Origin of the sequence: Komagataeibacter sp. FXV3 (assembly GCF_015155755.1) — a bacterium.
Lineage (GTDB): Bacteria > Pseudomonadota > Alphaproteobacteria > Acetobacterales > Acetobacteraceae > Komagataeibacter.
The window spans coordinates 55195-79194 of record NZ_VWPI01000007.1; the positions used below are offsets into that span (position 1 = coordinate 55195).

At 56.6% G+C, this 24000-nt stretch carries 20 protein-coding genes; 13 read left to right on the forward strand and 7 right to left on the reverse strand.

The genetic code is table 11. The annotated features are described in order from the left end of the window. The first annotated feature begins 45 nt into the window (after nucleotides 1-45). Nucleotides 46-2661: a M1 family metallopeptidase gene (locus F1542_RS00910; RefSeq protein WP_193731349.1), complete on the forward strand. Its 2616-nt coding sequence runs from the start codon at nucleotides 46-48 to the stop codon at nucleotides 2659-2661. 131 nt (nucleotides 2662-2792) lie between these two features. On the opposite strand, the gene F1542_RS00915 is transcribed toward F1542_RS00910, so the two are convergent. Genes F1542_RS00915 through F1542_RS00930 form a run of 4 tightly spaced genes read right to left on the reverse strand, consistent with a single transcriptional unit; the run spans nucleotide 2793 to nucleotide 6831 of the window. Further along, complete coding sequence (locus F1542_RS00915; RefSeq protein WP_193731350.1) at nucleotides 2793-3020, reverse strand: hypothetical protein; 228 nt, start codon at nucleotides 3018-3020, stop codon at nucleotides 2793-2795. 46 nt (nucleotides 3021-3066) lie between these two features. Beyond that, nucleotides 3067-5307 carry a xanthine dehydrogenase family protein molybdopterin-binding subunit gene (locus F1542_RS00920; RefSeq protein WP_193731351.1) on the reverse strand — a complete coding sequence of 747 codons (2241 nt, stop codon included), beginning with the start codon at nucleotides 5305-5307 and terminating at the stop codon, nucleotides 3067-3069. 13 nt (nucleotides 5308-5320) lie between these two features. Continuing rightward, entirely contained in the window at nucleotides 5321-6328 is a 1008-nt protein-coding gene (locus F1542_RS00925; RefSeq protein ID WP_193731352.1) for a xanthine dehydrogenase family protein subunit M, read from the reverse strand. Then, on the reverse strand, nucleotides 6325-6831 hold the full coding sequence (locus F1542_RS00930; RefSeq protein WP_193731353.1) for a (2Fe-2S)-binding protein: 507 nt from the start codon (nucleotides 6829-6831) through the stop codon (nucleotides 6325-6327). Before F1542_RS00930 ends, F1542_RS00925 begins: the two co-directional genes overlap by 4 nt. A 561-nt stretch (nucleotides 6832-7392) precedes the next feature. On the opposite strand from F1542_RS00930, the gene F1542_RS00935 reads away from it, so the two are divergent. From F1542_RS00935 to F1542_RS00950, 4 genes are all read left to right on the forward strand, one after another. Further along, nucleotides 7393-7710, forward strand: a complete 318-nt coding sequence (locus F1542_RS00935) for a hypothetical protein (protein ID WP_227672343.1) — start codon at nucleotides 7393-7395, stop codon at nucleotides 7708-7710. 129 nt (nucleotides 7711-7839) lie between these two features. Then, the gene (locus F1542_RS00940; RefSeq protein ID WP_193731354.1) at nucleotides 7840-8346 is read left to right on the forward strand and encodes a ferritin-like domain-containing protein; all 507 of its coding nucleotides are present in this window, start codon (nucleotides 7840-7842) and stop codon (nucleotides 8344-8346) included. A gap of 327 nt (nucleotides 8347-8673) precedes the next feature. After that, complete coding sequence (locus F1542_RS00945; RefSeq protein WP_193731355.1) at nucleotides 8674-10461, forward strand: thiamine pyrophosphate-requiring protein; 1788 nt, start codon at nucleotides 8674-8676, stop codon at nucleotides 10459-10461. 175 nt (nucleotides 10462-10636) lie between these two features. Beyond that, a complete protein-coding gene (locus F1542_RS00950; RefSeq protein ID WP_227672344.1) occupies nucleotides 10637-12115 on the forward strand; it encodes a carbohydrate porin in 1479 nt (492 codons plus the stop codon). Between the two features lie 238 nt (nucleotides 12116-12353). On the opposite strand, the gene F1542_RS00955 is transcribed toward F1542_RS00950, so the two are convergent. After that, complete coding sequence (locus tag F1542_RS00955) at nucleotides 12354-13568, reverse strand: aspartate aminotransferase family protein (protein WP_193731356.1); 1215 nt, start codon at nucleotides 13566-13568, stop codon at nucleotides 12354-12356. Here F1542_RS00955 and F1542_RS17315 point away from each other — a divergent pair. The 6 genes from F1542_RS17315 to F1542_RS00975 all read left to right on the forward strand — a co-directional run bounded on the left by F1542_RS17315 (nucleotide 13567) and on the right by F1542_RS00975 (nucleotide 18319). Beyond that, nucleotides 13567-13689, forward strand: a complete 123-nt coding sequence (locus F1542_RS17315; RefSeq protein WP_256431391.1) for a hypothetical protein — start codon at nucleotides 13567-13569, stop codon at nucleotides 13687-13689. The genes F1542_RS00955 and F1542_RS17315 overlap by 2 nt on opposite strands. 285 nt (nucleotides 13690-13974) lie before the next feature. Continuing rightward, complete coding sequence (locus F1542_RS00960; RefSeq protein ID WP_227672345.1) at nucleotides 13975-15396, forward strand: amidase family protein; 1422 nt, start codon at nucleotides 13975-13977, stop codon at nucleotides 15394-15396. 56 nt (nucleotides 15397-15452) lie between these two features. After that, entirely contained in the window at nucleotides 15453-15716 is a 264-nt protein-coding gene (locus F1542_RS17425) for an aldehyde dehydrogenase family protein (protein WP_346011738.1), read from the forward strand. After that, nucleotides 15631-16278 carry an aldehyde dehydrogenase family protein gene (locus tag F1542_RS00965; protein WP_253073242.1) on the forward strand — a complete coding sequence of 216 codons (648 nt, stop codon included), beginning with the start codon at nucleotides 15631-15633 and terminating at the stop codon, nucleotides 16276-16278. The genes F1542_RS17425 and F1542_RS00965 overlap by 86 nt, the downstream gene beginning before the upstream one ends. Before the next feature lie 14 nt (nucleotides 16279-16292). Then, nucleotides 16293-17363, forward strand: coding sequence for a phosphotransferase (locus F1542_RS00970; RefSeq protein WP_193731357.1), 1071 nt, complete (start codon nucleotides 16293-16295; stop codon nucleotides 17361-17363). Nucleotides 17364-17734: 371 nt separating this feature from the next. Beyond that, nucleotides 17735-18319, forward strand: coding sequence for a M20/M25/M40 family metallo-hydrolase (locus F1542_RS00975; protein WP_227672346.1), 585 nt, complete (start codon nucleotides 17735-17737; stop codon nucleotides 18317-18319). Between the two features lie 221 nt (nucleotides 18320-18540). Here the strand turns inward: F1542_RS00975 and F1542_RS00980 are convergent, their stop codons facing one another. Together F1542_RS00980 and F1542_RS00985 are read right to left on the reverse strand one after the other, a co-directional pair. Then, a complete protein-coding gene (locus tag F1542_RS00980; RefSeq protein ID WP_193731358.1) occupies nucleotides 18541-19176 on the reverse strand; it encodes a MarC family protein in 636 nt (211 codons plus the stop codon). 1320 nt (nucleotides 19177-20496) lie between these two features. Beyond that, nucleotides 20497-21789: a DEAD/DEAH box helicase gene (locus tag F1542_RS00985; RefSeq protein ID WP_193731359.1), complete on the reverse strand. Its 1293-nt coding sequence runs from the start codon at nucleotides 21787-21789 to the stop codon at nucleotides 20497-20499. 297 nt (nucleotides 21790-22086) lie between these two features. On the opposite strand from F1542_RS00985, the gene F1542_RS00990 reads away from it, so the two are divergent. Together F1542_RS00990 and F1542_RS00995 are read left to right on the forward strand one after the other, a co-directional pair. Next, nucleotides 22087-22590 (forward strand): flavin reductase family protein, encoded by a 504-nt coding sequence (locus F1542_RS00990; RefSeq protein ID WP_193731360.1) that lies wholly within the window; start codon nucleotides 22087-22089, stop codon nucleotides 22588-22590. Between the two features lie 358 nt (nucleotides 22591-22948). Then, complete coding sequence (locus F1542_RS00995; RefSeq protein ID WP_193731361.1) at nucleotides 22949-23413, forward strand: nuclear transport factor 2 family protein; 465 nt, start codon at nucleotides 22949-22951, stop codon at nucleotides 23411-23413. Nucleotides 23414-24000: the final 587 nt, after the last annotated feature.

The window sequence follows — 24000 nt, forward strand, 5'->3', positions numbered from 1 at the left end:
AATAAAAAATCAAAAAGATCCTTATTATTTAGTTCTCTATCGGTTATGGCCCTGATAACGGGGCCGCTTGCCTGCTTCAGTCCTGCCCATGCGGCAGGTCATTTTTCCCTTGATCGGACACCGGGAGCATTACCAAAAACGGTTCTGCCGACGGCCTACCGTATTCATGTCGATACGGACATGAAAAAACTTGTGCTGAATGGTCACGAGGATATCGACCTGACCGTGACGTATCCTGTCAGTCAGATTGTCCTGAATCAGGCCGGTCTGAAAATAGAGGCTGCCAGTGTCGATGGCATGCCTCTGCAGATTGCCCAGGATGAAAAAGCGCAGACCCTTACCCTGTCCCTGCCTGCGCCCGCGCAGGTTTCCGCTGGCACGCATATGCTGTCAATCCGTTATAGCGGTCCCATTCCGCAAACACCCAATGGCATCTATTACGATGATTACCGGAATCGGGCAGGCAAGAAAAAGCGGATGCTGGTCACCCAGTTTGAAGTTGCTGATGCACGCCGCATGTTTCCCTGTTGGGACGAACCCGCGTTCAGGGCGACATATCAACTCAATATCCGCGTGCCGCGCCGCTATACGGCGGTCAGCAATATGCCCGTTGAGCGCATAACGAAAGCAAAGGGCGACAGTCAGTACGTCAGTTTTGCCACGACACCGCGCATGTCCACTTATCTGCTGGCGGTTGTGGCGGGTGATATGGCTGCGGTGCATGGCAAGGGCGGGACGACGCCGATCAATGTCTATGCGCCCGCTGGCGATGAGAAGAAAGGCGAATATGCCCTTCATGCCGCGACTGAAATTCTGCCGTATTATAATGAATATTTTGGCATTCCCTATCCATTGCCCAAGCTGGACTTGATTGCCATTCCGGGCAATTATGAAGCGGGCGCTATGGAAAACTGGGGCGCCATGACATTCATTGACGACATGGTGCTGTTCGACCCCAGGCGCAGTTCCCCCGAAACCAAGGAACTGGTGTACCTGGTGGTCGCGCATGAAATGGCGCACCAGTGGTCGGGCGATCTTGTGACAATGGCGTGGTGGAATGACATCTGGCTGAATGAGGGCTTCGCTTCGTGGATGGAGGAAAAGGCCACCAACCATTTCAATCCGACATGGGAAATCTGGCCCCGCCAGCATTCCGAGCGCGAGCAGGCCATGGCGCAGGATGCACAGTCCACGACCCATCCCATCCAGCAGACCATTCATGATGTCAGCGAAGCCAGCAGTGCCTTTGACCGTATCAGTTACCAGAAGGGTGAGCAGGTCATCCGCATGATCGAAAACTGGCTGGGAGAAGATTATTTTCGTGACGGCATGCGTATTTACATGAAGGCCCATGCTTACAGTAATGCCACAAGTGATGATCTGTGGGATGCGCTTTCACAGGCATCAGGACAGGATATTGCCCCGGTTGCACGTAGTTTTGTGGAACAGCCAGGCATTCCTCAGGTCAATGTAATGCGTCGCTGCGTAGGGGGCGCAACCGTTCTTACCCTTACCCAGAGTCGTTTCAGCATCCATGATCCCCATGCTGCGCCGTTGAAATGGAAAATCCCGGTTATCGCCGGAACGGCACAGGGTGATGTCCATAAACTCCTGCTGGGTGCATCGCCGGTTACGTTGCGTAGTCCGGGATGTGAGCAGGCCATCAAGATCAATCTGGGAGAAAACGGGTACTACCGTACCCGTTATGACAGCGCGTCCCTCGCATTACTGCAAAAGGATTTTGCATCCTTTTCTCCGGCCGATCGAGTTAACCTGCTGGGGGATGAATTTGCCCTGTTTCAGTCCGGTCAGGCACCTCTGAAAGACTATCTGTCTCTGATCTCCCATCTGCCTGACATGCACGAGACGGATATAGCCGTCTGGCAGGATACAATTGCGCATCTACGGGCGTTGGACAGAATGGTGCGGGGTACGGCCGTCAGTGTCCCCTTCCATAATCTGGCCCGTACCATCCTGCAGGCCCAGATGGAACGGCTGGGGTGGGATGTGCGAAAAGATGAACCGTTTACCGATACACTCCTGCGTCCCGAGGTTATTGGTGCACTGGGACAATTCGGGGATCAGGCGGTCATAACCGAAGCGCAGCAGCGCTTTAGCCGTTATCTGAAAAAGCCAGCCTCCCTGCCGACCAGTCTGGTGGCGCCGGTTGCCACCATCGTCGGGCGGGAAGCAACGGATAAAACCTACGGACAGATCGAAAACATCATCCGCAAATCACCTGATACGGAACAGAAGCTACGCTTTTTCCGTGCTCTGGCCGTATCGCCCGATCCTGCGTTGATGCGGCGCACTGTGGGACTGACATATAGTGGCGCTATTCCCAACGGGCGCATCGTATGGTGTCTGGCCGTACTTGCCCGGGAAAGTGGCCTGTCGGATCAGGTATGGGATCTGGTGGTGCAAGATCAGCAGACCATCCGCAAGCGGCTTGCACCATGGTCTCAGGAAAAGCTGCTGCCCGCAGTCGCTGCGGAAACAGTCAGGCCTGACATTGCAAAAGCCCTTCTTGCCGATCCATCCAGTAACTCTTCGCGTGGCAGCCTGATTGCGGCACGAGAAGCGGCAGACAAAATAACAAGTAATATGGAGATTTATGGACGGGCCAGAAATGAAATTTCTGAATGGATATCATCCAGATAATGATGCGAACTGATAAGGCAGGATTTAAAGATTTATTTTCTTTACTTTGCGTCTTTGGAGGCAGGACTGGGAAGATAGTTCAGTATAGGATCTGGACCTGTTAATTTAGGGGCTGGCATGGGTTAAGAAGATTAAATGAGGAATCCGATCAGGATGTTAGCCCATTGAACGAAGACTTGCAGGCCTTTCCAAGGTGAGCGGAAATTAAAGCACCACTCACATTCAGCCAGAAAGAGGTGGAAATCCATGTCCTGCAAAGGCATTGCATTGTATCGCCGGTCCATGGCTTTCAGCGCGGTAAACAGGGCACATATATCCGTCTTGCCCCATAATCGCTGTCGGATCATATCGTCTGACATGATCGCGGAACGCCCTGCAGAATGATTGTTCGTATCAAATACGGTATCAGGTTCGCGCACCCGGGGTTATCGGCAGATTGTGGTATCGCCTGCCAGTTGCATGAAAAATGGCGTTGGCAATGGCAGCGGCCGTACCGCACATGCCGATTTCCCCCACGCCCTTGACCCCCAGCGGGCTGACTTCATCATCGTGTTCATTCACGAACAGCACGTCCATGTCCGGAACGTCGGCGTGGGTCGGGATGTGATATTCGGCAAAATTGTGGTTCATGAAACGGCCGACGCGCTCATCCATCAGCGACTCTTCATGCAGCGCCATGCCGGTCGCCATCACCATGGCACCACGTATCTGGCTTGCAGCTGTTTTCGGGTTCATGATCCGCCCGGCGGCAACGGCATTGACCAGACGGGTCACGCGCACGGTGTCCAGTTCCGGGTCCACGCGTACCTCGCAGAATACCGCGCTATGGGTGAAACGGGCCTTGCGCATCTGGCTGATTTTTCCCCGCAGTCCCGGTTTCGCGGTTTCCTCAGCTTCAAGCATATCATGCCCCGCAAGGGACAGGGCATCAGGGAGAGAGAGGCTGACCCGCCCATTTTCAGTCATGCCATGCAGGGCACCGCCTTCCAGCGTCACGGCATCCTGCTTTACCCATGACGGGGTATTTTTACTTTTGACAAGCATGTCGATCAGCTTTTTGCGCAGACTGTGGCACGCAAGCCAGACCGCCGCACCGGCAGAGGCAGCCGTCCATGATCCGCCTTCCGTCGGGCATTCCGGCAGGGTGGAATCCCCCAGTTCGATATCGATCCGCTCCAGCGGCATGCCGAACGCCTCCGCCGCAGTCTGCGCCAGGATGGTATAGGTCCCGGTGCCAATGTCGGAAGCAGCTGTGGCAATATGCAACCGTCCATCCTGACCCAGCCGGGCACGGGCTGAAGTGGGGGAGAACATGGCATCCCATATGCCCGTCGCCATGCCCCAGCCGATCAGTTCCCGACCGTCACGCATGCTGCCAGGTGCCATGGAACGGTCATGCCATCCAAAATGCTGCGCGCCCTGAGCCATTGCGTCCCGCAGCGCCTTGCTGGTCAGGGGCATATCATGCATGGCGTCACTATCGGAATAGTTGTGCAGACGGAATGCCAGCGGGTCCATGGTGCAGGCATAGGCCATCTCATCAATTGCCATCTCCAGCAGGTTGACGCCGGTTGCAGCTCCCGGTGCCCGCATGTCGCTGGATGTATAGGTGTCACGGGGAGCAATCTTGTAATCAGCCTTGGCGTTCGGGCATTTGTAATTGATCAGCCCCCAGATCACGATGTTTTCCATATTGTGTTCAAAGCGCGACGTATCGGTTACACCTTCGACAATCATGGATTGCAATGCCCTATCGCGGCTGGCGCCAAGGGCGATGTCCATGGTGGCTTCGGGACGGAAGGCGTGAGTGAACATCTGGGGTCGCGTCAGGGTCACACGTACCGGTCGCTTCAGCATCTTTACGGCCAGCGTGGCGATAAAGACATTATATACCGTCCGCAGGCCCGAACCGAATGCGCCCCCTACATAGGGATTACGCACACGCACCTGATCTTTTGACAGGGAAAGGGCGCTTGCCAGATAGGCCTGAACCGCCTGCGGACCCTGTGTCTTGTCCCAGACCGTGAACGTACCGTCATCTTCCACGATGACGGTCGTGGCGTGCATTTCCATCGGGTTGTGGTGTTCGGGAGCCAGATGATAACGGCTCTCGATTTTTACCGCACTCAGCGCATAGGCTGCGGCAGCGTCGCCGCGGGGTTTGGGCGGCACGTAATTGCTGCGTGTTTTGGATGGCATGTATTTCTGGTGCAGGGCAGCTTCAAAATCCGCATTATGCGGCCATCGCTCATAATCGACCCTGACCAGCATGGCGGCTTCACGTGCAGCCTCGAATGTCTCGGCAAGGACGACGGCAACAGGCTGCCCGTTGAAGTGGATTTCACCGTCATGCAGCGGTCTGTAGGGCGCACCGGGCACGCCCAGGCCATCCATGTAGGATTTTTCGAACAATGCGGTATGGGGCCGGTTGTGGTGGGTCATGACCTCGACCACACCGGGAACCTCCCGTGCCCCGGTGTCGTGAATGGTTTCAATCCGCCCGCGTGCAATGGGGCTGTTGACGATGACGCCATACAGCATGCCTGGCGGGTGGGGCTCGGCAGCATATTTCGCCTGTCCGGTCACTTTCGCAACACCATCGATCCGGGAGACAGGTTGCCCGATATGCGTGGATATGACGTTCATGGCGATCTCTCCTTCAGCGAATGGTCTTGTCCATCTGCGACTGCGGCGTACCGGATGCGGCCTGCCACAACGCGCGTTCGATTACGCGCGGGGTGAGCCTGATCTTGGCAGCGTTGTCACGGTCCGCCACTGCCCCGTGCAGCAACCGTTCGGCAACGTCGCGAAACAGCGAATGCGAAGGCGCCCTGCCGTCCAGCAGTGCTTCGGCTTCCGGCACGCACCACGGTTTGGTTGCCACGCCACCCAGCGCGATGCTGCCGCGCATGATCCGGCCCTCTTTCATCTGCAGCCCTACGGCTACCGAGACGATTGCAAATGCAAAGGACAGTCGGTCACGGATCTTGAGATAGGTATGATGCGGCCCGAACGGTGCGGGCGCCAGATCAATGGCGGTCACGATTTCACCCGGTTGCAGGATATTATCGCGCCATGGCGTATCACCGGGCAAGCAATGGTAGTCACGCAGGCTGACCGTACGCTCACCCTGTGGGCCATGCAGGTTGACCGTGGCGTTGAGGGCGGCGAGGGCCATGCACATGTCGGACGGGAAGGTGGCGATACAGGCGTCGCTGGTACCAAGCACGGCCATGATCCGGTTGCGACCGCCACGTGCGGCGCATCCCGTGTCGGGCGAACGCTTGTTGCATGCCATGGCGGGATCATAAAAGTAGTGGCAGCGCGTTCTTTGGTTCAGGTTGCCGCCATTGGTGGCCATATTGCGGATCTGCGGACTGGCCCCCGCCAGAATGGCCGAGGCGAGCAGGGGATACCTGTCGGTTACAAGGGGATGGGCCGCCGTATCGGCATTGGTGACCAGTGCGCCAAGGCGCAGGCCGCCATCAGGACGGTCCACGATATGGTGCATTGGCAGGGACTTGATATCGACTACATGGGCAGGACGTTCGACATCCGATTTCATGAGGTCGATCAGGTTCGTCCCGCCTGCAAGGAAGCGCGTATGTTCGGCGCTGCGACAGGCCTCGGCCAGGGTGGCGGGACGGGCATACGAAAAACTTCTCATGCCGCTGCTCCCGCCTGGTTGCTGTGCTGCTGGGCCACAACCCGTTCGATGGCGTCGATGATTCCGTTATAGGCACCGCAGCGGCACAGGTTGCCACTCATGAATTCGCGGATTTCCGCGTGGGAATGGATATGACCTTCTTCCAGCAGGGCGATGGCCGACATGATCTGTCCCGGCGTGCAGTAACCGCACTGGAAGGCATCCGCATCAATGAAAGCCTGCTGCATCGGATGCAACCGGCCGTCCTGGCTGATCCCCTCAATGGTCGTGACTGCGGCGTCCGGGATCGAGACGGCAAGGACCAGGCAGCTTTTGACACGCTTGCCATCAACCAGCACGGTGCATGCGCCACATTGTCCGTGATCGCATCCCTTTTTCGTGCCGGTCAGGTCAAGTCGTTCCCGCAGCAGGTCAAGTAACGTGACGCACGCCGGCAGGTCGGCAGCATAGCCCTGACCATTGATCTGGAGGCGACACGGCACGGTGACAGACGCATGGGTCATGGGAAATCGCTCCGGCGAATATCTGATTCTGTCTGGATCTGTATTGGGTTTAAGGTATCAGCACGCCGCCGGTTGCGCTTTCATGCACGAAAACGGACGTATAAAATTCCGGGGACGACGTCAGGGCTGTTAATTGCCACGGCAGACAGTAATTTTTCAAGTACCTGGCATGCAGAACAAAGTGATATTGACATAAATGGATAAAATACCGGAATTTTTATATAAAACTATTTTCGGGAATGATATTGTCCGTGTGCCCGTAAAAACATATGTCAGGGATATGGGTATAATCTTATGCCATGCAGGTAAATACTGATATCGTATCTCCACAGTGTTCTTAATGTATTCCGGCCTGTGCGGCGGATATCTTCCCCTGCATTGCAATGCCCCAGGCTTGCACCAAGGATGAAACATAATAATTGTGATTTAAAATTTGTCGGAATGAATTCAAAATGAAATATTCATGATGTGATTTTATTTTTTTATTTTCAGAAATATAATATTTTTCTCCGAATTTTTGAAACTGCATTCAGGTCCGGCAGTTTGTCATGAGACGGTCGGATGAACAATCGTCCCCAATCAGAAAAAAGGAATGGAAAAATGGCAAATCAGGGCGGTAGCCATGAACAGCACGTCAAGGCCGGCGAACAGAGCCACAAGAACACCGGCACGTCGCATGGCGAAAAAAACGAAGGTACCCACAGCACCGGTACCCGGGGCGGCACGCACGAACAGCACGTCAAGGCTGGCGAACAGAGCCATAAGAACACCGGCACGTCGCATGCGGGCAAAGACGAGGCTGAACACAGCACCGGCACCCGGGGCGGCACACATGAACAGCATGTCAAGGCTGGCCAGCAGAGCCATAAGAACACCTGACATCGTGTTGGATACCGGGGACGTCAGCGATCGGCTGCCGTCCCCCGGAATCTGGATGCTCCGGTCAGTGCATCAACTATCGTGCGCCGATCAGGCGAGTTGTATCTTTTTCAAGAAGGGAGAAAATCCATGGGCCTGTTTTCCAAACCGATAAAAACCCTTGATGACCTGTTTGTACATACCCTTCAGGACATCTATTATGCCGAAAACCAGATCATCAAGAATTTGCCCACCATGGCCGAAAAGGCGGCGGAACCGGAACTGAAGGCCGCGTTCCAGCATCACCTGACGGAAACACAGGAGCATGTACGCAGGCTCGAGCAGGTGTTCCAGATGCATGGCCAGCCCGTCAAGGGCGTGACATGTCAGGCAATGGATGGAATCCTCGCCGAGGCAAAGGATATCATCAGTGACTGCGATGACCCTGAGGTCCGTGATGCCGCCATGCTTTCGGCAGCCCAGGCGGTCGAGCATTATGAAATAACCCGTTATGGCAGCCTGATCGCCTATGCCCGGCAGCTTGGCCGTGCCGACTGCGCGGCCGTTCTGGAACATACGCTTGAAGAAGAAAAATCCGCGGACCAGAAACTGACGCACATTGCCGGGATGGGTGTAAACCAGCATGCCGCGGCCTGACGCTGGATATAGATAAGATTGTGCATGCTTCCTGTCGGGCAGAAGGGCAGGGGCCTGTCTCCGGTTGCCTCATGCCATTCATACCTGATGTCAGACACTCTGCTCACATAATAATTCCTGCGCATGACAGGCATCGATTGTTCATATTCACCATGAACAACCGGTTCTCTGGATTATTTTTCCAAAATTGTTCTGCCTGCAGACAATCATATAGGGGTGTCGTACACGTTCCGTCCGCGACTGGTCGCGCCGTACCCAACGGAAAAAAGAAGCAATCCCTTCGAATTTTTGGCATTGGCCAGATGAATCCGACAGGAAGTTCCCAAAATGAATGTCAGCGAATTCTTATGGAAACGCCTTCAGGAATGGGGCCTCAGACGCGCTTACGGTTATCCGGGCGATGGGGCAGGCGGAATAGACGTGGCCCTGCAACGTGAAGTGGATGCGGGCCACGTCGAATACGTTCAGGTGCGACATGAGGAAATGGCGGCGTTCATGGCAACGGCCCATGCCAAGTTTACCGGGCAGGTAGGGCTATGTTTTGCAACATCCGGTCCCGGTGCCATTCACCTGCTGAACGGGCTGTATGATGCCAAATTGGATCATGTCGGTGTGGTGGCGATCATGGGCCAGCAGGCCCGCACGGCGATTGGCACGAATTACCAGCAGGAAGTGGACCTGCAGTCGCTGTGCAAGGACGTGGCGTGCGAATACATCGTCACCGTGACCGAACCCTCGCAGATGCGCCATGCGCTGGACCGGGCCGTGCGGATCGCACGCGACAAGCGCGCGCCCACGGTCGTGATCGTGCCCAACGATCTGCAGGAACTGCCCTATGCCGACCCGCCAATGGCCCATGGCGCGACCCATACGGGCATTGGCACGACAATTGGCAGCAAGGTGCCCGAGGAGGCAGGCCTGCGCGCCGCGGCCGAAATACTCAATGCCGGCAAAAAGGTTGCGATCCTTGCGGGCGCGGGTGCGCTGGAGGCAACGGACCAGTTGCTCCAGGTCGCGGAAATCCTTGGGGCAGGGATTGCCAAGGCGCTGCTGGGCAAGGCCACCGTGCCGGATGATCTTCCGTTCGTCACAGGTTCGATCGGGTTGCTGGGCACGAAGCCGTCATGGGACCTGATGAAGGAATGCGACACGTTCCTTATGGTGGGGTCATCGTTCCCTTACAGCGAATTCCTGCCCAAACCCGGTCATGCACGCGGGGTGCAGATCGACATCAATGGCGCCAACCTGTCCCTGCGTTACCCGATGGAGGTCAACTTGCAGGGCGATAGTGCTGCGACATTGCGCGCCCTGATCCCGCTGCTTCATCACAACAGTGACCGTTCATGGCGCGCCCATATCGAAAAGGAAGTGGCCCAGTGGTGGAAAGTGCTGGAAGCCCGCGCCATGACCAGCGCCCAACCGCTTAACCCGCAGCGCGTGTTCTGGGAACTTTCGCCACGTCTGCCCGAAAACGCCATCATCACCGCTGATTCCGGTTCCGTCGCCAACTGGTATGCGCGCGACCTGAAAATGCGCCGGGGCATGAAGGCATCGCTGTCGGGTGGCCTCGCATCGCTGGGGGCAGGGACGCCATACGCCATGGCGGCCAAGATGGCCTATCCCGAACGCACGGTCATTGCCTGCATGGGCGACGGGGCCATGCAGATGAACGGCCTGAACGTCATGATCACGATTTCCAAATACTGGAAGCAGTGGTCCAATCCCCGGTTGATCGTTCTGGTGCTGAATAACCAGGACCTCAATCAGGTGACATGGGAAGAACGCATCCAGCTTGGCAAGGGCAAGACGGAATCAACCCAGTCCATCCCTGATTTTCCCTATCACCGGTACGCAGAATTACTCGGGCTGAAGGGCATCTATGTGGACAACCCCGATGATGTCGCCACGGCGTGGGAAGAAGCTCTGGGTGCCGACCGCCCCGTTATCCTTGAAGCCCGCACCGACCCTGACGTGCCACCCCTGCCGCCGCATATCACCCTGCGGCAGGCCAGGGGTTTCCTGTCATCACTACCCACGGAACCGGAGCGGGCCAGTGTTCTGCTTGGTTCGGCAAAGGAAATGCTGGCGTCCATCCTGCCTGCAGGGAAATCGTGAGGTATCCCCACCTGCCGGGGTGCGGCGCGATCATATCGGGATTTATGGTAGTGGTGAATTTGCAACCTATACCGACCCATAGCTGGAGGTCATAAAATCGGGAACTCACGGCATTCTCATTATATTTTCCAATATATTGCCAATTTATTATTTTTTATTGTTTGAAATATATTTCATGGGCCATGAAAACGTGGGGAAACTTCAGAATGTTTTTCCTGTGTCAAAGATACTCATATTTACAGTCCTGGTTTTTGTATCTCTGATCTATGGAGATGAAGGATTTGCCCAGAGCGAAACCTCCAAGTCCTTGCCGGTGGTCCTTGAACCATACTCCGCCCATGCTTTTCCCCTCGAAGGATGGGGTAACGCTGTGGTGGACCCGCAGGTACCCACCCTGCACGGTGCGCCGCACCTGTTTGGTGACTGGTTTGGTACACGGAAATGGCTGAACCGGCGCGGCCTGTACCTCAACGTTGCTGTCAATGAAGAATACATGGGTAATGTGCGTGGCGGGCGCACACGTTCGGACGTACTGGCAGGTCAGGTAGCGGGTGAACTCGATATCGACTGGCAGCGACTTGCAGGGGTCAGTGGGTTATGGACCCATCTTCTCGTCATCAACGGCCATGGGCGCAACTTCAGCTATAATCTTGGTGACTCGGTTACGAATCCTGAACAGATATATGGGGGGCGCGGTAATGTCGTCGCACACCTTGTTGCGATGTATGCTGAAAAGACATTCCTGCATAAACGGATCGTTGTTTCTGCAGGCGATATTCCAACCGGAAGTTTCTTTGCCTACGATTACGTGGCCTGTTCCTTCATGAACGTGTCCGTGTGTAGCAACTTTGCACCGGGTAAATATGTTCCCGGCGGCCGGGACTGGCCTTCGGGTAATCTCGGTGGGGTGATACGGGCCTTTCCGGCCAAGAAAGTCTATGTCATGGGCGGGATCTTTGCCGTTTCACCCCATGCCTATAACGGTGGTATTTCAGGCTGGGCGCTGGCCCAGAGCGGATTGGGCAAGGTCTCCTCTCAGGTCGAGGTTGGCTGGATGCCCTGGTTCGGCAAACACGCCCTGCGCGGAAATTACAAGATTGGCGCGTGGTACGATAATTCACGCTATCCAAACCTTTATGCCGATATTCATGGCAATTCCTTTCAGTTAACGGGACAGCCTCGGCGTTATGAAGCGGGCATGAGCACGGCATGGTTCATGTTTGACCAGATGCTGGTACGTAATGGCCCGGGCGTGGCGGAAGGACTGTTGGCGGTTGGCGGCGTGGGCTATTCGCAGGGCAACGTCGTGGCCATGCGCGACCATGAATGGATCGGACTGGTGGAGACGGGATCACTATGGCACCGTAGGCAGGACCAGATCGGGGCCATGTTCCAACATATGGACATGAGCAGCACTGTTTCCCGGCAGCAGAAATCGTCACGCGCATTGGGTCTGCCCTACCTCGCCAATCAATGGGGGCCGGTATGGGGTGTTCAGCGTTGGGAAAACGTCTATGAAGCTTTTTACAGCACGCATGTGCTACGTAATTCAACGACGATGCAGTTTGATTTTCAATATCTGCAGCATCCCGGCGCGACCACAACATTCCGGGATGCAGCCGTACTGGGCGTTCAGTTCACAGCCAATCTATAAGCAATTTGCGAAGCGTAATGATTGTCGTTATTTCACAAAAACCGCCTATTCGGTTATTAAAATTTGGCGATTACTTTTTTACATCATGCTGTAAGGGGTGGACAGCATCGTGATTTTGTCATTCAGCCATTCCTGTCTGTTTTGACCACCATCCCCCGTCAGACATGGCCGCTTCCGAATTAATCATGCGGTATCTATTCAGTATAACCCCAATTAAAGCAGGCATGGATGGGGACCGTCATCGATCCGCCATGACCATTTCAAGGGCGGCTCCTAGCGTATCGTTCAGGATATCTGCCTGTTCACGGGAAAATATGAGAGGTGGACGGATTTTCAGGACATTCCCGGCGGGTCCGGAAGAACTGATGAGCACACCGCATGCACGCATTTCATTGACAACCCGTGAGGCAATGGTCCCATCCGCCAATTCGGCACCAATGAAAAGTCCCGCCCCACGGACATCATGAATGCCGGGGTGCCGGGCCAGTTGCGTCCGTAGGTAGGCACCAATCGTGTTGGCGTTTTCCATAAGGTGTTCATCCTGAATGACACGCAGTGTCGCCATGGCAGCGGCCATGGCGACCGGGTTGCCGCCAAAGGTATTGAAATAACGGATACTGGCCCCGAAATCCCGGATCACGTCCGGCTGGCATACAAGGCCAGCAACCGGATAGCCATTCCCCATGGGCTTGCCCATCGAGACCATGTCCGGCTGGACGCCATGGCGTTCAAAACCCCACATATGGGAACCGGTCCGTCCGAAACCTGGCTGTACTTCATCGGCAAGGAACAGGGCCCCGGCTTCATGGGCAGCTTCAACCGCAGGCGCCAGAAAACCGGCTGGATCAGAAAATATCCCATCAGAGGAGAACAGCGTATCCACCACCAGAAGGGCAGGCCGGATACCATGGCGTTGCAAGTCCGCGATGGCGGATCTGACCCCCATAGCAAAATCCGTGTCTGCGGCAGGGGCGGGAACCGTGCGGACATACATCCCCAGATTGACGCTCTTGCCAAGGGAGGGAGAAATCTCGGCGGTTGCGGAGGTAACGCCATGGTAGGCGTTTTCGGTTATGATTATCCCCTGGCCACCGGTTACATGGCGGGCAATCCGGATAGCCAGATCATTGGCCTCGCTGCCCGAACACGTAAATGTTGCCTGCGCGGGGAAGGGGAAGGTTGCAAGCAGCGCATCGGCGTAGTCCACAATGGTATCATGCAGGTAACGCGTATGTGTATTCAGCCGTTTCGTCTGGGCCACAATGGCGTCCACAATACGCGGGTGACAGTGCCCGGCCGGGACAACATTATTATAGGCATCCAGGAAACGACGGCCATGCACGTCGGTCAGCCATGCCCCCTGACCCGATGCGAGATGAAGCGGTTCATCATAGAACAGCCGGTAAGACGGACTGAGTAACTGCTGGCGGCGTTCAAGGAGTGGTGGAGTCATGGCGTCCAGTCTGGAATGGGAAACTGAAACACACAAGGGCATGGCGTGCAGACGGTTGGGCGAACTGCAGGCCTGTGCCGCATGGGAAGAGGCCGGGGCCATGGAACACGGTGCGGCCTGACCTGAAACATCACATATACAGGGACAAAACATGATGACATGCCCCTGCCATTTCGCGACACTGCATGATCTGACGCAGCAGGATGAAATGGTATTGCAATGATCCACCTTTGCAGGCTTCGATGCCGAGTGTCCCATTCCCGGGGCTAAAGCGGTTTTTTTCATATCCGTGTTTGTCTGGCCGGTCTGCAGCGGATCATAGATCGAGGGCGATGCCCATGTTGACCGGTCGCGGTCCGTGTGTCCCCGGTGCCGGGGGCACATCAAGAAAGCAGAGATGATTTCCATGACTGAATTATGTGAACTATCGGCCGTTGAGCTTCTATCGCTGTATGCGGCGCGGAAACTCTCACCGGTGGAGGTGATCCGCGATGTCATCGCCCGTTCCGAGGCGGTGCAGCCGGTGCTGAATGCGTTCTGCAGCCTTGATCCCGAACGTGCCCTGGCGACTGCGGTCGCGGCCGAGCGTAGCTGGGCGGCCGGCCTGCCTACGCGCCCGCTGGAAGGCGTGCCGGTTTCTATCAAGGATACGGCCATGGTGAAAGGCTGGCGCTTTGCCCGGGGTTCGCGCATTGCCGAACATAATCCACCCGCAACACAGGATTCCCCCTCTGTCGAGCGCCTGCGCCAGGCGGGGGCCGTGCTGTTCGCCTCCACCACGACATGCGAAGGGGGCTGGAAAGCGGTGACCGACAGCCCGCTGACCGGCATCACCCGCAATCCGCACAATACCGATCATACACCGGGCGGCAGCAGTGGCGGGGCGGGGGCCTCCATCAGCGCGGGGTGCGGCCCGCTGGCGCTGGGCAGTGATGGCGGTGGCTCCATCCGTGTGCCAGCCAGTTTCAGCGGTGTGTTCGGCCTGAAGGCGACATTCGGCCGCGTGCCGATGTACCCGGTCGGCCCGCATTATTCCGACATGGCGCATTTTGGCCCGATCACCCGCACGGTGGCGGACGCGGCCCTCATGTTTTCGGTCATGGAGGGGCGCCACCCGATGGACCCCTTTACCACCGATCGGCTTCCGGCCTCGGATTTTCCGGTTATGCCGCTGCCGCTGGCGGGGGTACGGATCGGGGTGACGGAAGATTTCGGCTTCATGAAGGTCGACCCGGAAGTGGCGGCGGTCTATCGCGCCGCAATCGCGCGCATCGAGGCGGCAGGTGCCGTGCTGGTGTCGCTGGCCCCCATGGAGGACTGGCGTCCGACCTATCGTACATTGTGGCAGGTGGGGGCATGGCAGTCCCAGCGCCGCCTGAGCCCGGCCGATCGTGACCTGCTTGACCCCGAATTCCGTGGCTGGGGCGACCGGGGGGCGCATATCCCGACCGGGGATTATGTTGATGCGATGATGGCGCGTCTGGCCTACCGGCAGGAATGCGCACGGCAGCATGCAACGGTTGACTTCGTCATCTCGCCCACCGTTTCCATCCTGCCGCTCAGGGCAGGGCTTACGGTGCCCGATGACAACTGGCCGGACTGGCTGGAATGGGCCGGGTTCTCCCTGCTGTACAACATGACGGGCCAACCCGCTTCGTCGTTGCCGGCGGGCTATTCTTCCTGTGGCCTGCCGGTGGGGATCCAGATTGGTGGCCGTGTCAATGACGATATCGGCGTGCTGCGCCTGAGCATGACGCTGGAAGGCCTGCTGGCGGAGGCCCGCCCCGATCCCGCCGCGGTCTTCGAAAAGGCGATGCAGAAAGGCTGAGGTCCCTGTGACCGCAGTGCCATGGTGCTGCGGTCACGCCCTTTGCGGTGACGCTCATGCCGATAGTTCCGCAAGAGAAACATGATGATGCCCTATCCCGCCTGTTGTTTATTGATGGCCAGTGGAAAGTGGCCAGTGACAGGATCCTGGCATCGCTTGCGGGTGCGCACATGAAGCGGGTGACGCTGAAACTGGGCGGTCATGGTCCGGTCATTGTCACGGCGGATGCCGATATTGAGGCGTGCGGTCTTCATCCTTGCCGCGGCCAAGATCCGCAATGCGGGACAGGTCTGTGTTTCCCCTACGCGGTTCCTGATTGAAAAAGGGGTCTTTGATGAACTCCGGACCGCCTATGTCGCCTGCATGCGCGCCCTTGTGGTGGGCAATGGCCAGCGTCCCGGCACGCAGATGGGGCCACTGGTCAGCCAGCGGCGGCTGGAGGCGATCGAGGCCCTGGTCAATGAGGCGCGCGACAGGGGGGCAAGGATGGAAACCGGCGGTATGCGCCTTGCAGGACCGGGTTATTTCTATGCCCCCACCGTACTGACGGGGCTGACGGTGGATATGCGTATCATGAATGAGGAGCCCTTTGGCCCGATCTCGCTGCTCTGCCCCTTTGAGACCCTGGCAGATGCGATTGCCGAGGCCAATCGCCTGCCATACGGGCTGGCGGCCTATGCCTTCACGGGGTCGGGCGCGGTTGCGGCGCGACTGCGCGATACGGTGCGCACGGGAATGCTGACCATCAATCATATAGGCCTGTCCCTGCCGGAAATCCCCTTTGGCGGGATCGGGGATTCCGGTTATGGCTCGGAAGGCGGGTCAGGGGCACTCGACGCCTACCTTGATACCCGTCTGGTGACATCAATGGATTACATGTGAACAGGGGGTACCCGATGGGCGCGACTGTCTCTTCCCCCGGCATGGGAACAACCGGACCCGATTTTGAAGCGGCGCTGACCCTGCTTGAACAGCCATCGCGGCCCGTATCGATGGAGGACGCTACACGGATCGCGCATGACATGTTCGGTATGACCGGCGTGGTGTCACGCCTGCCGGGAGAGCGTGACAGGAATTTCCGCCTCCGGTCCGCGCAGGGCGGGGATTATGTGCTGAAAATCGCCCACTGTGCCGAACGACCGGACGTGCTGGACCTGCAGGACAGTGTCCTGCGCTACCTTGGGGCGGAAGACCCGACGCTGGCCGTGCCGAAACTGCTGGCCCCCTGTGTGCCGCATCCCGTATGGCGCGATTGCGCGGGTAACGAGCGGATCGTGCGGATGGTGACATTCCTGCCCGGTACGCCACTGGGCAACCGGGCGACGACGGTGCCGCTCTGTACCTCCATTGGAGAAATGCTGGGGCGGCTGGACCGGGCTTTGGCGGGCTTTCGCCATCCGGCCCAGTCCCATGCGCTTTTGTGGAATTTATGCAATGCGGGCTATATGCGCAATTTCATCCGTTATTTCCCAACCGGGGCGCAGGGGGCGCTGGCCCGCGCGGCGCTGGCGACGTTCGAGCAGCAGGTGCAACCAGTCATGGCGACACTGCCCGCGCAGGTGATCCATAACGACTTCAATGTTCATAATATCCTGTGCAGCGAGCAGGCCATCAAGGGCGTGATCGACTTTGGCGATGTGATATGCGCCCCGCGCGTGCAGGATCTTGCGATTGCCGCATCGTACATGATGGGCACCGGCACACAGCCGCTGGAGCAGTTCATGGCGATCCTGTCTGGCTATTGCCGCACCATTGCACTCACGAAGGTCGAACTGGCATGCCTGCCCGCAATGATGGGCGCGCGGCTGGTCATGTCGCTGGGCATCAGCTCATGGCGCGCCAGCCGCAATCCCGCCGATGCCGAATACATCACGCGCAATCAGGCAATTGCCTGGCAGGGTCTGGCCCGGCTGGAGGCCCTGCAGGACAGCCTGCGCGATATGATGCTGACTTTCGTAACGGCGTAAACCGCACGGAAACACGGGCCGATACGACCCGGAGTGCCGGACGCGGGTCAACAGCGCAGGGTCATGATGCAAAGGTTGGTCAGATGCACAGGAATGCAAATATCACGATTGATGGTGCCCGCCTGAATGAGGACATTGCCTTCACGTCCTGTTTTGGCGCGACCGCTACGGGGCGGGATCCGTCGGCTCGCCCTTTCTGAGGAGGACCGCCTTGTCCGTGACTGGCTTGCCACGCAGGGCGCGGCACTTGGCTGTTCCTTTACGGTAGGTAGTTCCTGCCCCTGCAGGGAAACGATCATGACCTGCCACCACTGATGATGTGCAGCCACCTTGACACCTAGCCCACCGGTGGCATTTATGGCGTGCAGGGCATGCGGTGGTTTGACGTGACCCTGATTGGCCAGAAATCCCATGCCGGTACTATGCCCATGGAATTGCGTCGGGACGTCTTGCCGGCGGCCGATGTGGCGACGGCACATGGTCCCGATGCCAAGGCAACCATCGGGATCATCGGCGCCAATCCGGACGGTCGCAACGTGGTGCCGGGGGAGGTGCGCATGACGCAGGGCCTGCGCCCTCCGGATAATGTCGTGGTGGACAGGATGGAAGGGGCCTTTTGGGCACAGGCGGCCGAGACTGCGCGCGGGGCACGGATTGATGTGTCGATCGAGGAAAGCTCGGTCTCTCCTTCCGTGCCGTTTGATTCGGTCTGCGTAAGCATGGTGCGGAATGCGGCAAGCCGGGTGGGGCTGACCCATCGCGACATCATTTCCGGCGCGGGGCATGATGCAGCCTATATGGCCCGGATCTGCCCGACCGCAATGATCTTCATTCCCTGCCGTGACGGGTTGAGCCACAATGAGGCGGAATACGCCGAACCGGATGATATTGTGGCAGGCGCAAACGTGCTGATGCGCGCGATCATGGCGGCGGATGAACATTTCGATCCGGCCTGACGAATGACAGGAGCGTTTTGAAAACAACTCGATGATAAAAAAGAACAGAAATTTTGGGTGTCGCCTTTTTTCAAAAAGGTGACATTCTTCAAAATGTTCTGCAAACAGATTCACTAAAAATTTTCTTATGAATGCAGGATATTTCCTGATCTGACTTTTCAGACAGTCTCTTGAAAAAATCCTCAGGAAATACCGCCTTTCTGGAAACATGGCCCGTGGGGTTAGCGTGACAGTCCGGGCAGTACCGCCTTGATCCCTGCAATAACCATGCCGACGGAAATGGCCAGCAGGATCATGCCCATCAGGCGCGTGGTGATGGTGCGCATGGTTTCGCTCATGACCCTGCCGATTTCCGAGGCAAAGAACAGGGTGACAAACAGGATAAGGAGTATACCCGCGATAATGCCGCCTATCTCCGCCATGTCGGTCAGCGAACTGCCATGGCCGGTATAGATGATGATGGTCGCGATCGTGCCCGGACCAATCAGCATGGGGAAGGTCAGGGGATAAAAGGCCAGACCGGACAGGTTCTGCAACTGGGCCTGTTCCTGATGACTGCCCTGATGGGAGGGGATGCTGCTGCCATTAAGCATCGACCACGAAATCCGGGACAGGACAATACCGCCCGCCACACGGAACTGGTCAATGGTAATACCAAAGAAACTGATGATTTTCTGCCCGGCCAGGAGAATGATCAGGCACATGACGGCCGAAAACAGGGTGACCTTTATAGCAAGTGCACGCTGCTGGGCCACCGTGAACCCTGATGTCATTGCCAGGAAGACGGGCAGGCTCAGGAAAGGGTTCATGATGGCCAGAAACGTACCCAGCGCCTTGACGATTTCTATATGGTCCAATGGTTGAAGACTTTCGTACTATGCCGTCTATGTCAGGAAAAAATAAAATGTCTCATACGGGCATAATGCGCGGACGCCAAACTTTTTACCCTGCGTCAGCAGCAGGGAAGATATGTGCCTGCTGCTGTATCGTGTTCGCGTTGCATCATTCGGGAACGCCATGAGTCATGGCAGGGCGTGGATGCAGATTTCTTCTATACTTTTCATGTTGTTCGTGGCGGCATGGCTTCGTACAGGGTATCGTAAAAAGACGGTAGGCTGTCGCGCTCCATGGCATGCATGACGGAATTGATCGACCGTGCCCCGTTGAACCAGTCCATCGCCTTTCCTTCGGGGTCCTGTCCATCTGTTTCTTCTGATATGTCGAAATATATTTTGTCCAGTAAATCGATAGTTTTGTTTATCTGTTATTTGGTCGTTATTGTAGGGGGATGTCCTGTTTCAAGGTATGACCGAATATCGGTGGGAAGGTATTTTTCAACTCCGTTTGTTTCACAGGCCCATTTTGCGACCTGGTGGCCAATCCGGTTACGCTGGCCTGCTGAAAGTTTTTGGCCAAACCTGACAGGGCCGGGCGCAATCATATTGAGGCGTGTATCTGAAAACATCCTTTTTGATTCTGCATCTAATTTATTAAAGTAAAAAGTCCATTTCATTAAATTTACATAAACGAGCGATAGTATTATGGGGTCAGGATAGGAATCGGGAGTGTTCGTTGTCCTGATACTACATCCATTAACCATCTCATGCCTTCTGCCACGGCTTTCGGAACCGGATTATGGTATGCCGATTGACTTTCGAACAAATCATTCTTTGATACGGTGCATTCCCGTAGTATCGCCAGCAAGTGTTCGATGTTTCTGGCCTACATGAAGTAATGTGATGCTGCCGTGGGGATGGTTCAGCAGGGTTGTAAAACTTGGAGGCGACCAGGAAATATCCTGCAATCATAAGAAAGTTTTTTGGTGAAGCTTTTTCAGAATACTTTGAAGGGTGCTATCTTTAAAAAAGGGGGTACCCAAAAAATTTTTATTCTTTTCTATCATCGAGTTGTTTTTAAACAGCTTCTCGCACGATCAGGAAGCGCTGTCTTGATTTCGGGCATGGTGCACCGACTTCGATCGCACAGATCCCCGCAACCCTGCTGCAGCAGATAGTGGGAGACGGGTGGCCGTTCGCCTAATACAGAAGTAACCGGGTATCCGACATCCCGGCGACAGGGTCACAAACCACGCAGTCATCATGGAAGATGTCGATCACGTCATGATATACGTCAGTGACGTCTTGCAATCTGATTGCCTGGCATGTCGCCATATATGATCAGGCGGTCTCTGCTGCTGCCTTTGCTGCCGCCCGCGCGGCATTCTTTTCTTCTTCGGTCCAGACTTTCCGCTCGCGCTTTTTCTGCGGCTTGACCTGCTTGACCGGCCCACCGCCCAGGACCGGTGGCCGCATGGTCGAATTCAGTGCCGCTTCAGAATGCCACGGATGATCGGCCTGCACGGTCAGGGGGCGACCGATTTCACGTTCTACATCCCGCAGCCAGGCACGCTGTTCAGCATCGCACAGGGTTATGGCGAAACCATTGCGCCCAGCGCGCCCGGTGCGACCTATGCGGTGGACATAGCTTTCCGGCAGGCTGGGCAGGTCATGATTGAAAACATGCGTCACCGTATCAACGTCGATGCCACGCGCTGCGATATCTGTTGCCACCAGCACCTGTGCCGCGCCAGTGCGGAAGGCATCAAGCGCACGTTCGCGCTGGCCCTGCGACCTGTTGCCATGCAGGGCTTCGGCCGTGATGCCTGCTTCGATAATGAAGGCGCAGACTTCGTTGGCAATATTCTTCTGCAGGGTAAAGACCACGGCCTGGCCCATTCCCGGCGTCTGTAGCAGGGCCAACAGGGCCGCCTTCTTGTCGGCGGCATCGACAAACATGACCGACTGCTCGATCCGGTCAACGGTGGTCGAGGGCGGCGTGATCTCGACTTTTGCCGGGTCGCGCAGCAGGCGTTCGGCCAATGCCGTGATGGATTTCGGCATCGTTGCCGAAAACAGCAATGTGTGCCGGTCGTCTGGCAGTGCCGCGACAATATGCTCGATCGGTTTGGCGAAGCCCATGTCGAGCATCTGGTCGGCCTCGTCCAGTACCAGTGCCTCAAGCTGCGACAGGTCGCACAGGCCCTGATTGATCAGATCGAGCAACCGCCCCGGCGTGGCCACGATGATGTCCACGCCTGCCTTGAGCGCATTGATCTGGTGAAACTGGCTGACGCCGCCAAAAATTGTTGTCACGCTGGGGCGTAGATGGCGACCGAAGCGCTCGAAACCATCAGCGATCTGGGAAACCAGTTCGCGCGTGGGGGCCAATACCAGAACGCGGGCGCCACCTGTGGGGGCCGGGCGTGGCGTTGTGGCAAGGCGATGCAGCAGGGGCAGCGCAAAGGCGGCGGTCTTGCCCGTTCCGGTCTGGGCCATGCCCAGCAGGTCGCGACCTTCCAGCAGCAATGGAATTGACCGGGCCTGAATCGGGGTGGGGTGGGTATACCCTTCCTCGGCCAATGCACTGAGCAGGGACGGTGTCAGGGAAAGATCGGCGAATGTCATGGACATGGTCAGGCGGCGCCTCCGGCGCTCGGTCAAGGGCTACGCCGGTTCGGGCTTCGCTGGTTCGGGACGCGCACTCTTAGGGGGGATGCCGCACTACGTCAACGCGGAGAGATTGGACCGGCCAGGGTTTTTTCCTGTCCTGCCACCAGCAGATTCATATGGCTTTATGCGCCTGCCCGGTTATGGGTAAACCACATACGCTGCCTGATACTTGATGGTCAGCCATTCCCGGTCGGTCGCTGGACATATCCCGTTCCGTCGCGTCATTCTTGGCATAAGAATCACAAAGGAGCATGCATCATGGATGAACAGGCCAAGAAAACCGCGTTGCGGATGATTCCGTATGGTCTCTATGTGCTAACGGCCGGAACGAAAGAGACCACCATTGCGTCCGCCACGATCAACTGGGTGACCCAGACCAGTTTTGCCCCGCCGCTTCTGGCCCTTGGCATCAAGACGGATTCCGCTGTTTATGCCGCGGTGTGTGAAAGCCGCGATCTGGTGCTCAACATTCTGGGTCAGGGGCAGGGCGGTCTCGCCTTCGCTTTCTTCAAACCCGCCGAATACGCTGATGGCAAGCTGGGCGGGCAGGATATCCGCTGGGCCGAGAATGGTGCACCTATCCTGACCAGCGTGCCGGCCGCAGTCGAACTGAAGGTGCGCCACATCGTGGAACTGGGCGACCACCATACCTTCGTTGCCGAGGTCACAAACGTACACCTGAACCAGCAGATTACGGGGCGCCCCGATGAAGCCATCCTGCACATGAAGGATCTGGGTGAAAAAGTCTTTTACGGCGGCTGATCGCCCTGTTCCGTGACCCGCCGGTGCCAGTCATGCAGGCCGACACCGGCATGGTGGCGGATCATTCCCAATGGCGACAGGGGTATCAGACACTCCCGCCCCATCCGGCGCCAGTGTTCGCATGGTTGGCTTTGATGACGACTGATCCGCTCCACCATTGCGCTCATCGTCAGGTCATAATGTCGCCTGATGGTATGCCCGGCACCTTCAGGCGTCGTGGCGAGGCCTGCGGGATAGAGCACAAAGCCAATGGACCGGGTCCTGTGCTGAAATAAGGGATCATTTTCATTTCGTTAATCCCGTGCGGGAACTACAATAGTCCTGTCTCCCTTGCTTTGGGACCAGATCAGGAGTTTCCATGTCACGACCGCCGTTTCCCCCATTTGATGCTGAAACCGCTGCGATAAAGGTCCGTCTTGCTGAAGATGCCTGGAACAGCCGCAATCCCGTGCAGGTTGCGCAGGCCTATACAGTGGACAGCCAGTGGCGCAACCGTACGACCTTTATCAAGGGACGGAGTGAAATCGTCTCTTTTCTCACGCACAAATGGGCCATGGAGCATGATTACCGTTTGATCAAGGAATTCTGGGGCTTTCGCAATAATCGTATGGCGGTCCGTTTTGCTTATGAATGGCATGACGCAACGGGATGCTGGTTCCGGTCCTATGGCAATGAGATGTGGGAATTCGATGAGGTGGGGCTTATGCGCTATCGCTTTGCCTCAATCAACGACCTGGCAATTGTTGCTGGGGACCGGTTGTTTCACTGGCCACAGGGGCGCCGGCCAGATAATCATCCGGGGCTGTCTGAGCTTGGGCTGTAATTCCGGGTCAACCAACCTGCTTTTCATGGTGGGAAAGGTGGGCGTGCCGTCAGTTATCTGCTCCCGCTGCCTGTCACGCGGACCATATCGATGCATCCGTATTTATTTTCAAAAAATGGGGAAATACATCACAGATTGGGTGAAGGTACAAAACCCATGGTGACGGATGTTAAGCGGATACATGGAAGGCATTTGGAAACAGTTCGTTAATAAAAAATAAAAGTCTTTGGATGCTGCTTTTTTTCAAAGGCAGCGTTCTTCGAAACTTTTTGAAAAAAGCTTCGCCCGAGACTTTCTCATTATTGCAGGCTGTTTCAAACAGCTTCTTACAGATATGACGATTAGCAGGAATGCATTTTGTCGTAAAAACGCTCCCTTGGTCTTCGGGTTTTGAAGGGAACATAGTCATGGATGAAGACTAAGCAGTATGAATATCAGGACTGTGACATTATTTCTTAAAGCCCGATCCGAAAGTTTTTGAACAATACCAGCCTGTTGTGATTCATCCGTCTTTACGAAGAGATGGAGTGAATGGTGACATGGACTGGTATTGCCCGACGTGAACATAGCCGGGAAGGACTGCGATA

What these genes read in the sequence shown, in the direction of transcription:
- F1542_RS00990 (WP_193731360.1), top strand. Translation starts at nt 22,087, where the DNA reads ATGGATGAACAGGCCAAGAAAACCGCGTTGCGGATGATTCCGTATGGT.
- F1542_RS00945 (WP_193731355.1), top strand. Translation starts at nt 8,674, where the DNA reads ATGAATGTCAGCGAATTCTTATGGAAACGCCTTCAGGAATGGGGCCTC.
- F1542_RS00925 (WP_193731352.1), bottom strand. Translation starts at nt 6,328, where the DNA reads ATGAGAAGTTTTTCGTATGCCCGTCCCGCCACCCTGGCCGAGGCCTGT.
- F1542_RS17425 (WP_346011738.1), top strand. Translation starts at nt 15,453, where the DNA reads ATGCCGATAGTTCCGCAAGAGAAACATGATGATGCCCTATCCCGCCTG.
- F1542_RS00985 (WP_193731359.1), bottom strand. Translation starts at nt 21,789, where the DNA reads ATGTCCATGACATTCGCCGATCTTTCCCTGACACCGTCCCTGCTCAGT.
- F1542_RS17315 (WP_256431391.1), top strand. Translation starts at nt 13,567, where the DNA reads ATGGCGTCCAGTCTGGAATGGGAAACTGAAACACACAAGGGCATGGCG.
- F1542_RS00955 (WP_193731356.1), bottom strand. Translation starts at nt 13,568, where the DNA reads ATGACTCCACCACTCCTTGAACGCCGCCAGCAGTTACTCAGTCCGTCT.
- F1542_RS00995 (WP_193731361.1), top strand. Translation starts at nt 22,949, where the DNA reads ATGTCACGACCGCCGTTTCCCCCATTTGATGCTGAAACCGCTGCGATA.
- F1542_RS00935 (WP_227672343.1), top strand. Translation starts at nt 7,393, where the DNA reads ATGAACAATCGTCCCCAATCAGAAAAAAGGAATGGAAAAATGGCAAAT.
- F1542_RS00960 (WP_227672345.1), top strand. Translation starts at nt 13,975, where the DNA reads ATGACTGAATTATGTGAACTATCGGCCGTTGAGCTTCTATCGCTGTAT.
- F1542_RS00910 (WP_193731349.1), top strand. Translation starts at nt 46, where the DNA reads ATGGCCCTGATAACGGGGCCGCTTGCCTGCTTCAGTCCTGCCCATGCG.
- F1542_RS00950 (WP_227672344.1), top strand. Translation starts at nt 10,637, where the DNA reads ATGGGCCATGAAAACGTGGGGAAACTTCAGAATGTTTTTCCTGTGTCA.
- F1542_RS00930 (WP_193731353.1), bottom strand. Translation starts at nt 6,831, where the DNA reads ATGACCCATGCGTCTGTCACCGTGCCGTGTCGCCTCCAGATCAATGGT.
- F1542_RS00970 (WP_193731357.1), top strand. Translation starts at nt 16,293, where the DNA reads ATGGGCGCGACTGTCTCTTCCCCCGGCATGGGAACAACCGGACCCGAT.
- F1542_RS00940 (WP_193731354.1), top strand. Translation starts at nt 7,840, where the DNA reads ATGGGCCTGTTTTCCAAACCGATAAAAACCCTTGATGACCTGTTTGTA.
- F1542_RS00920 (WP_193731351.1), bottom strand. Translation starts at nt 5,307, where the DNA reads ATGAACGTCATATCCACGCATATCGGGCAACCTGTCTCCCGGATCGAT.
- F1542_RS00975 (WP_227672346.1), top strand. Translation starts at nt 17,735, where the DNA reads ATGCGGTGGTTTGACGTGACCCTGATTGGCCAGAAATCCCATGCCGGT.
- F1542_RS00915 (WP_193731350.1), bottom strand. Translation starts at nt 3,020, where the DNA reads ATGTCAGACGATATGATCCGACAGCGATTATGGGGCAAGACGGATATA.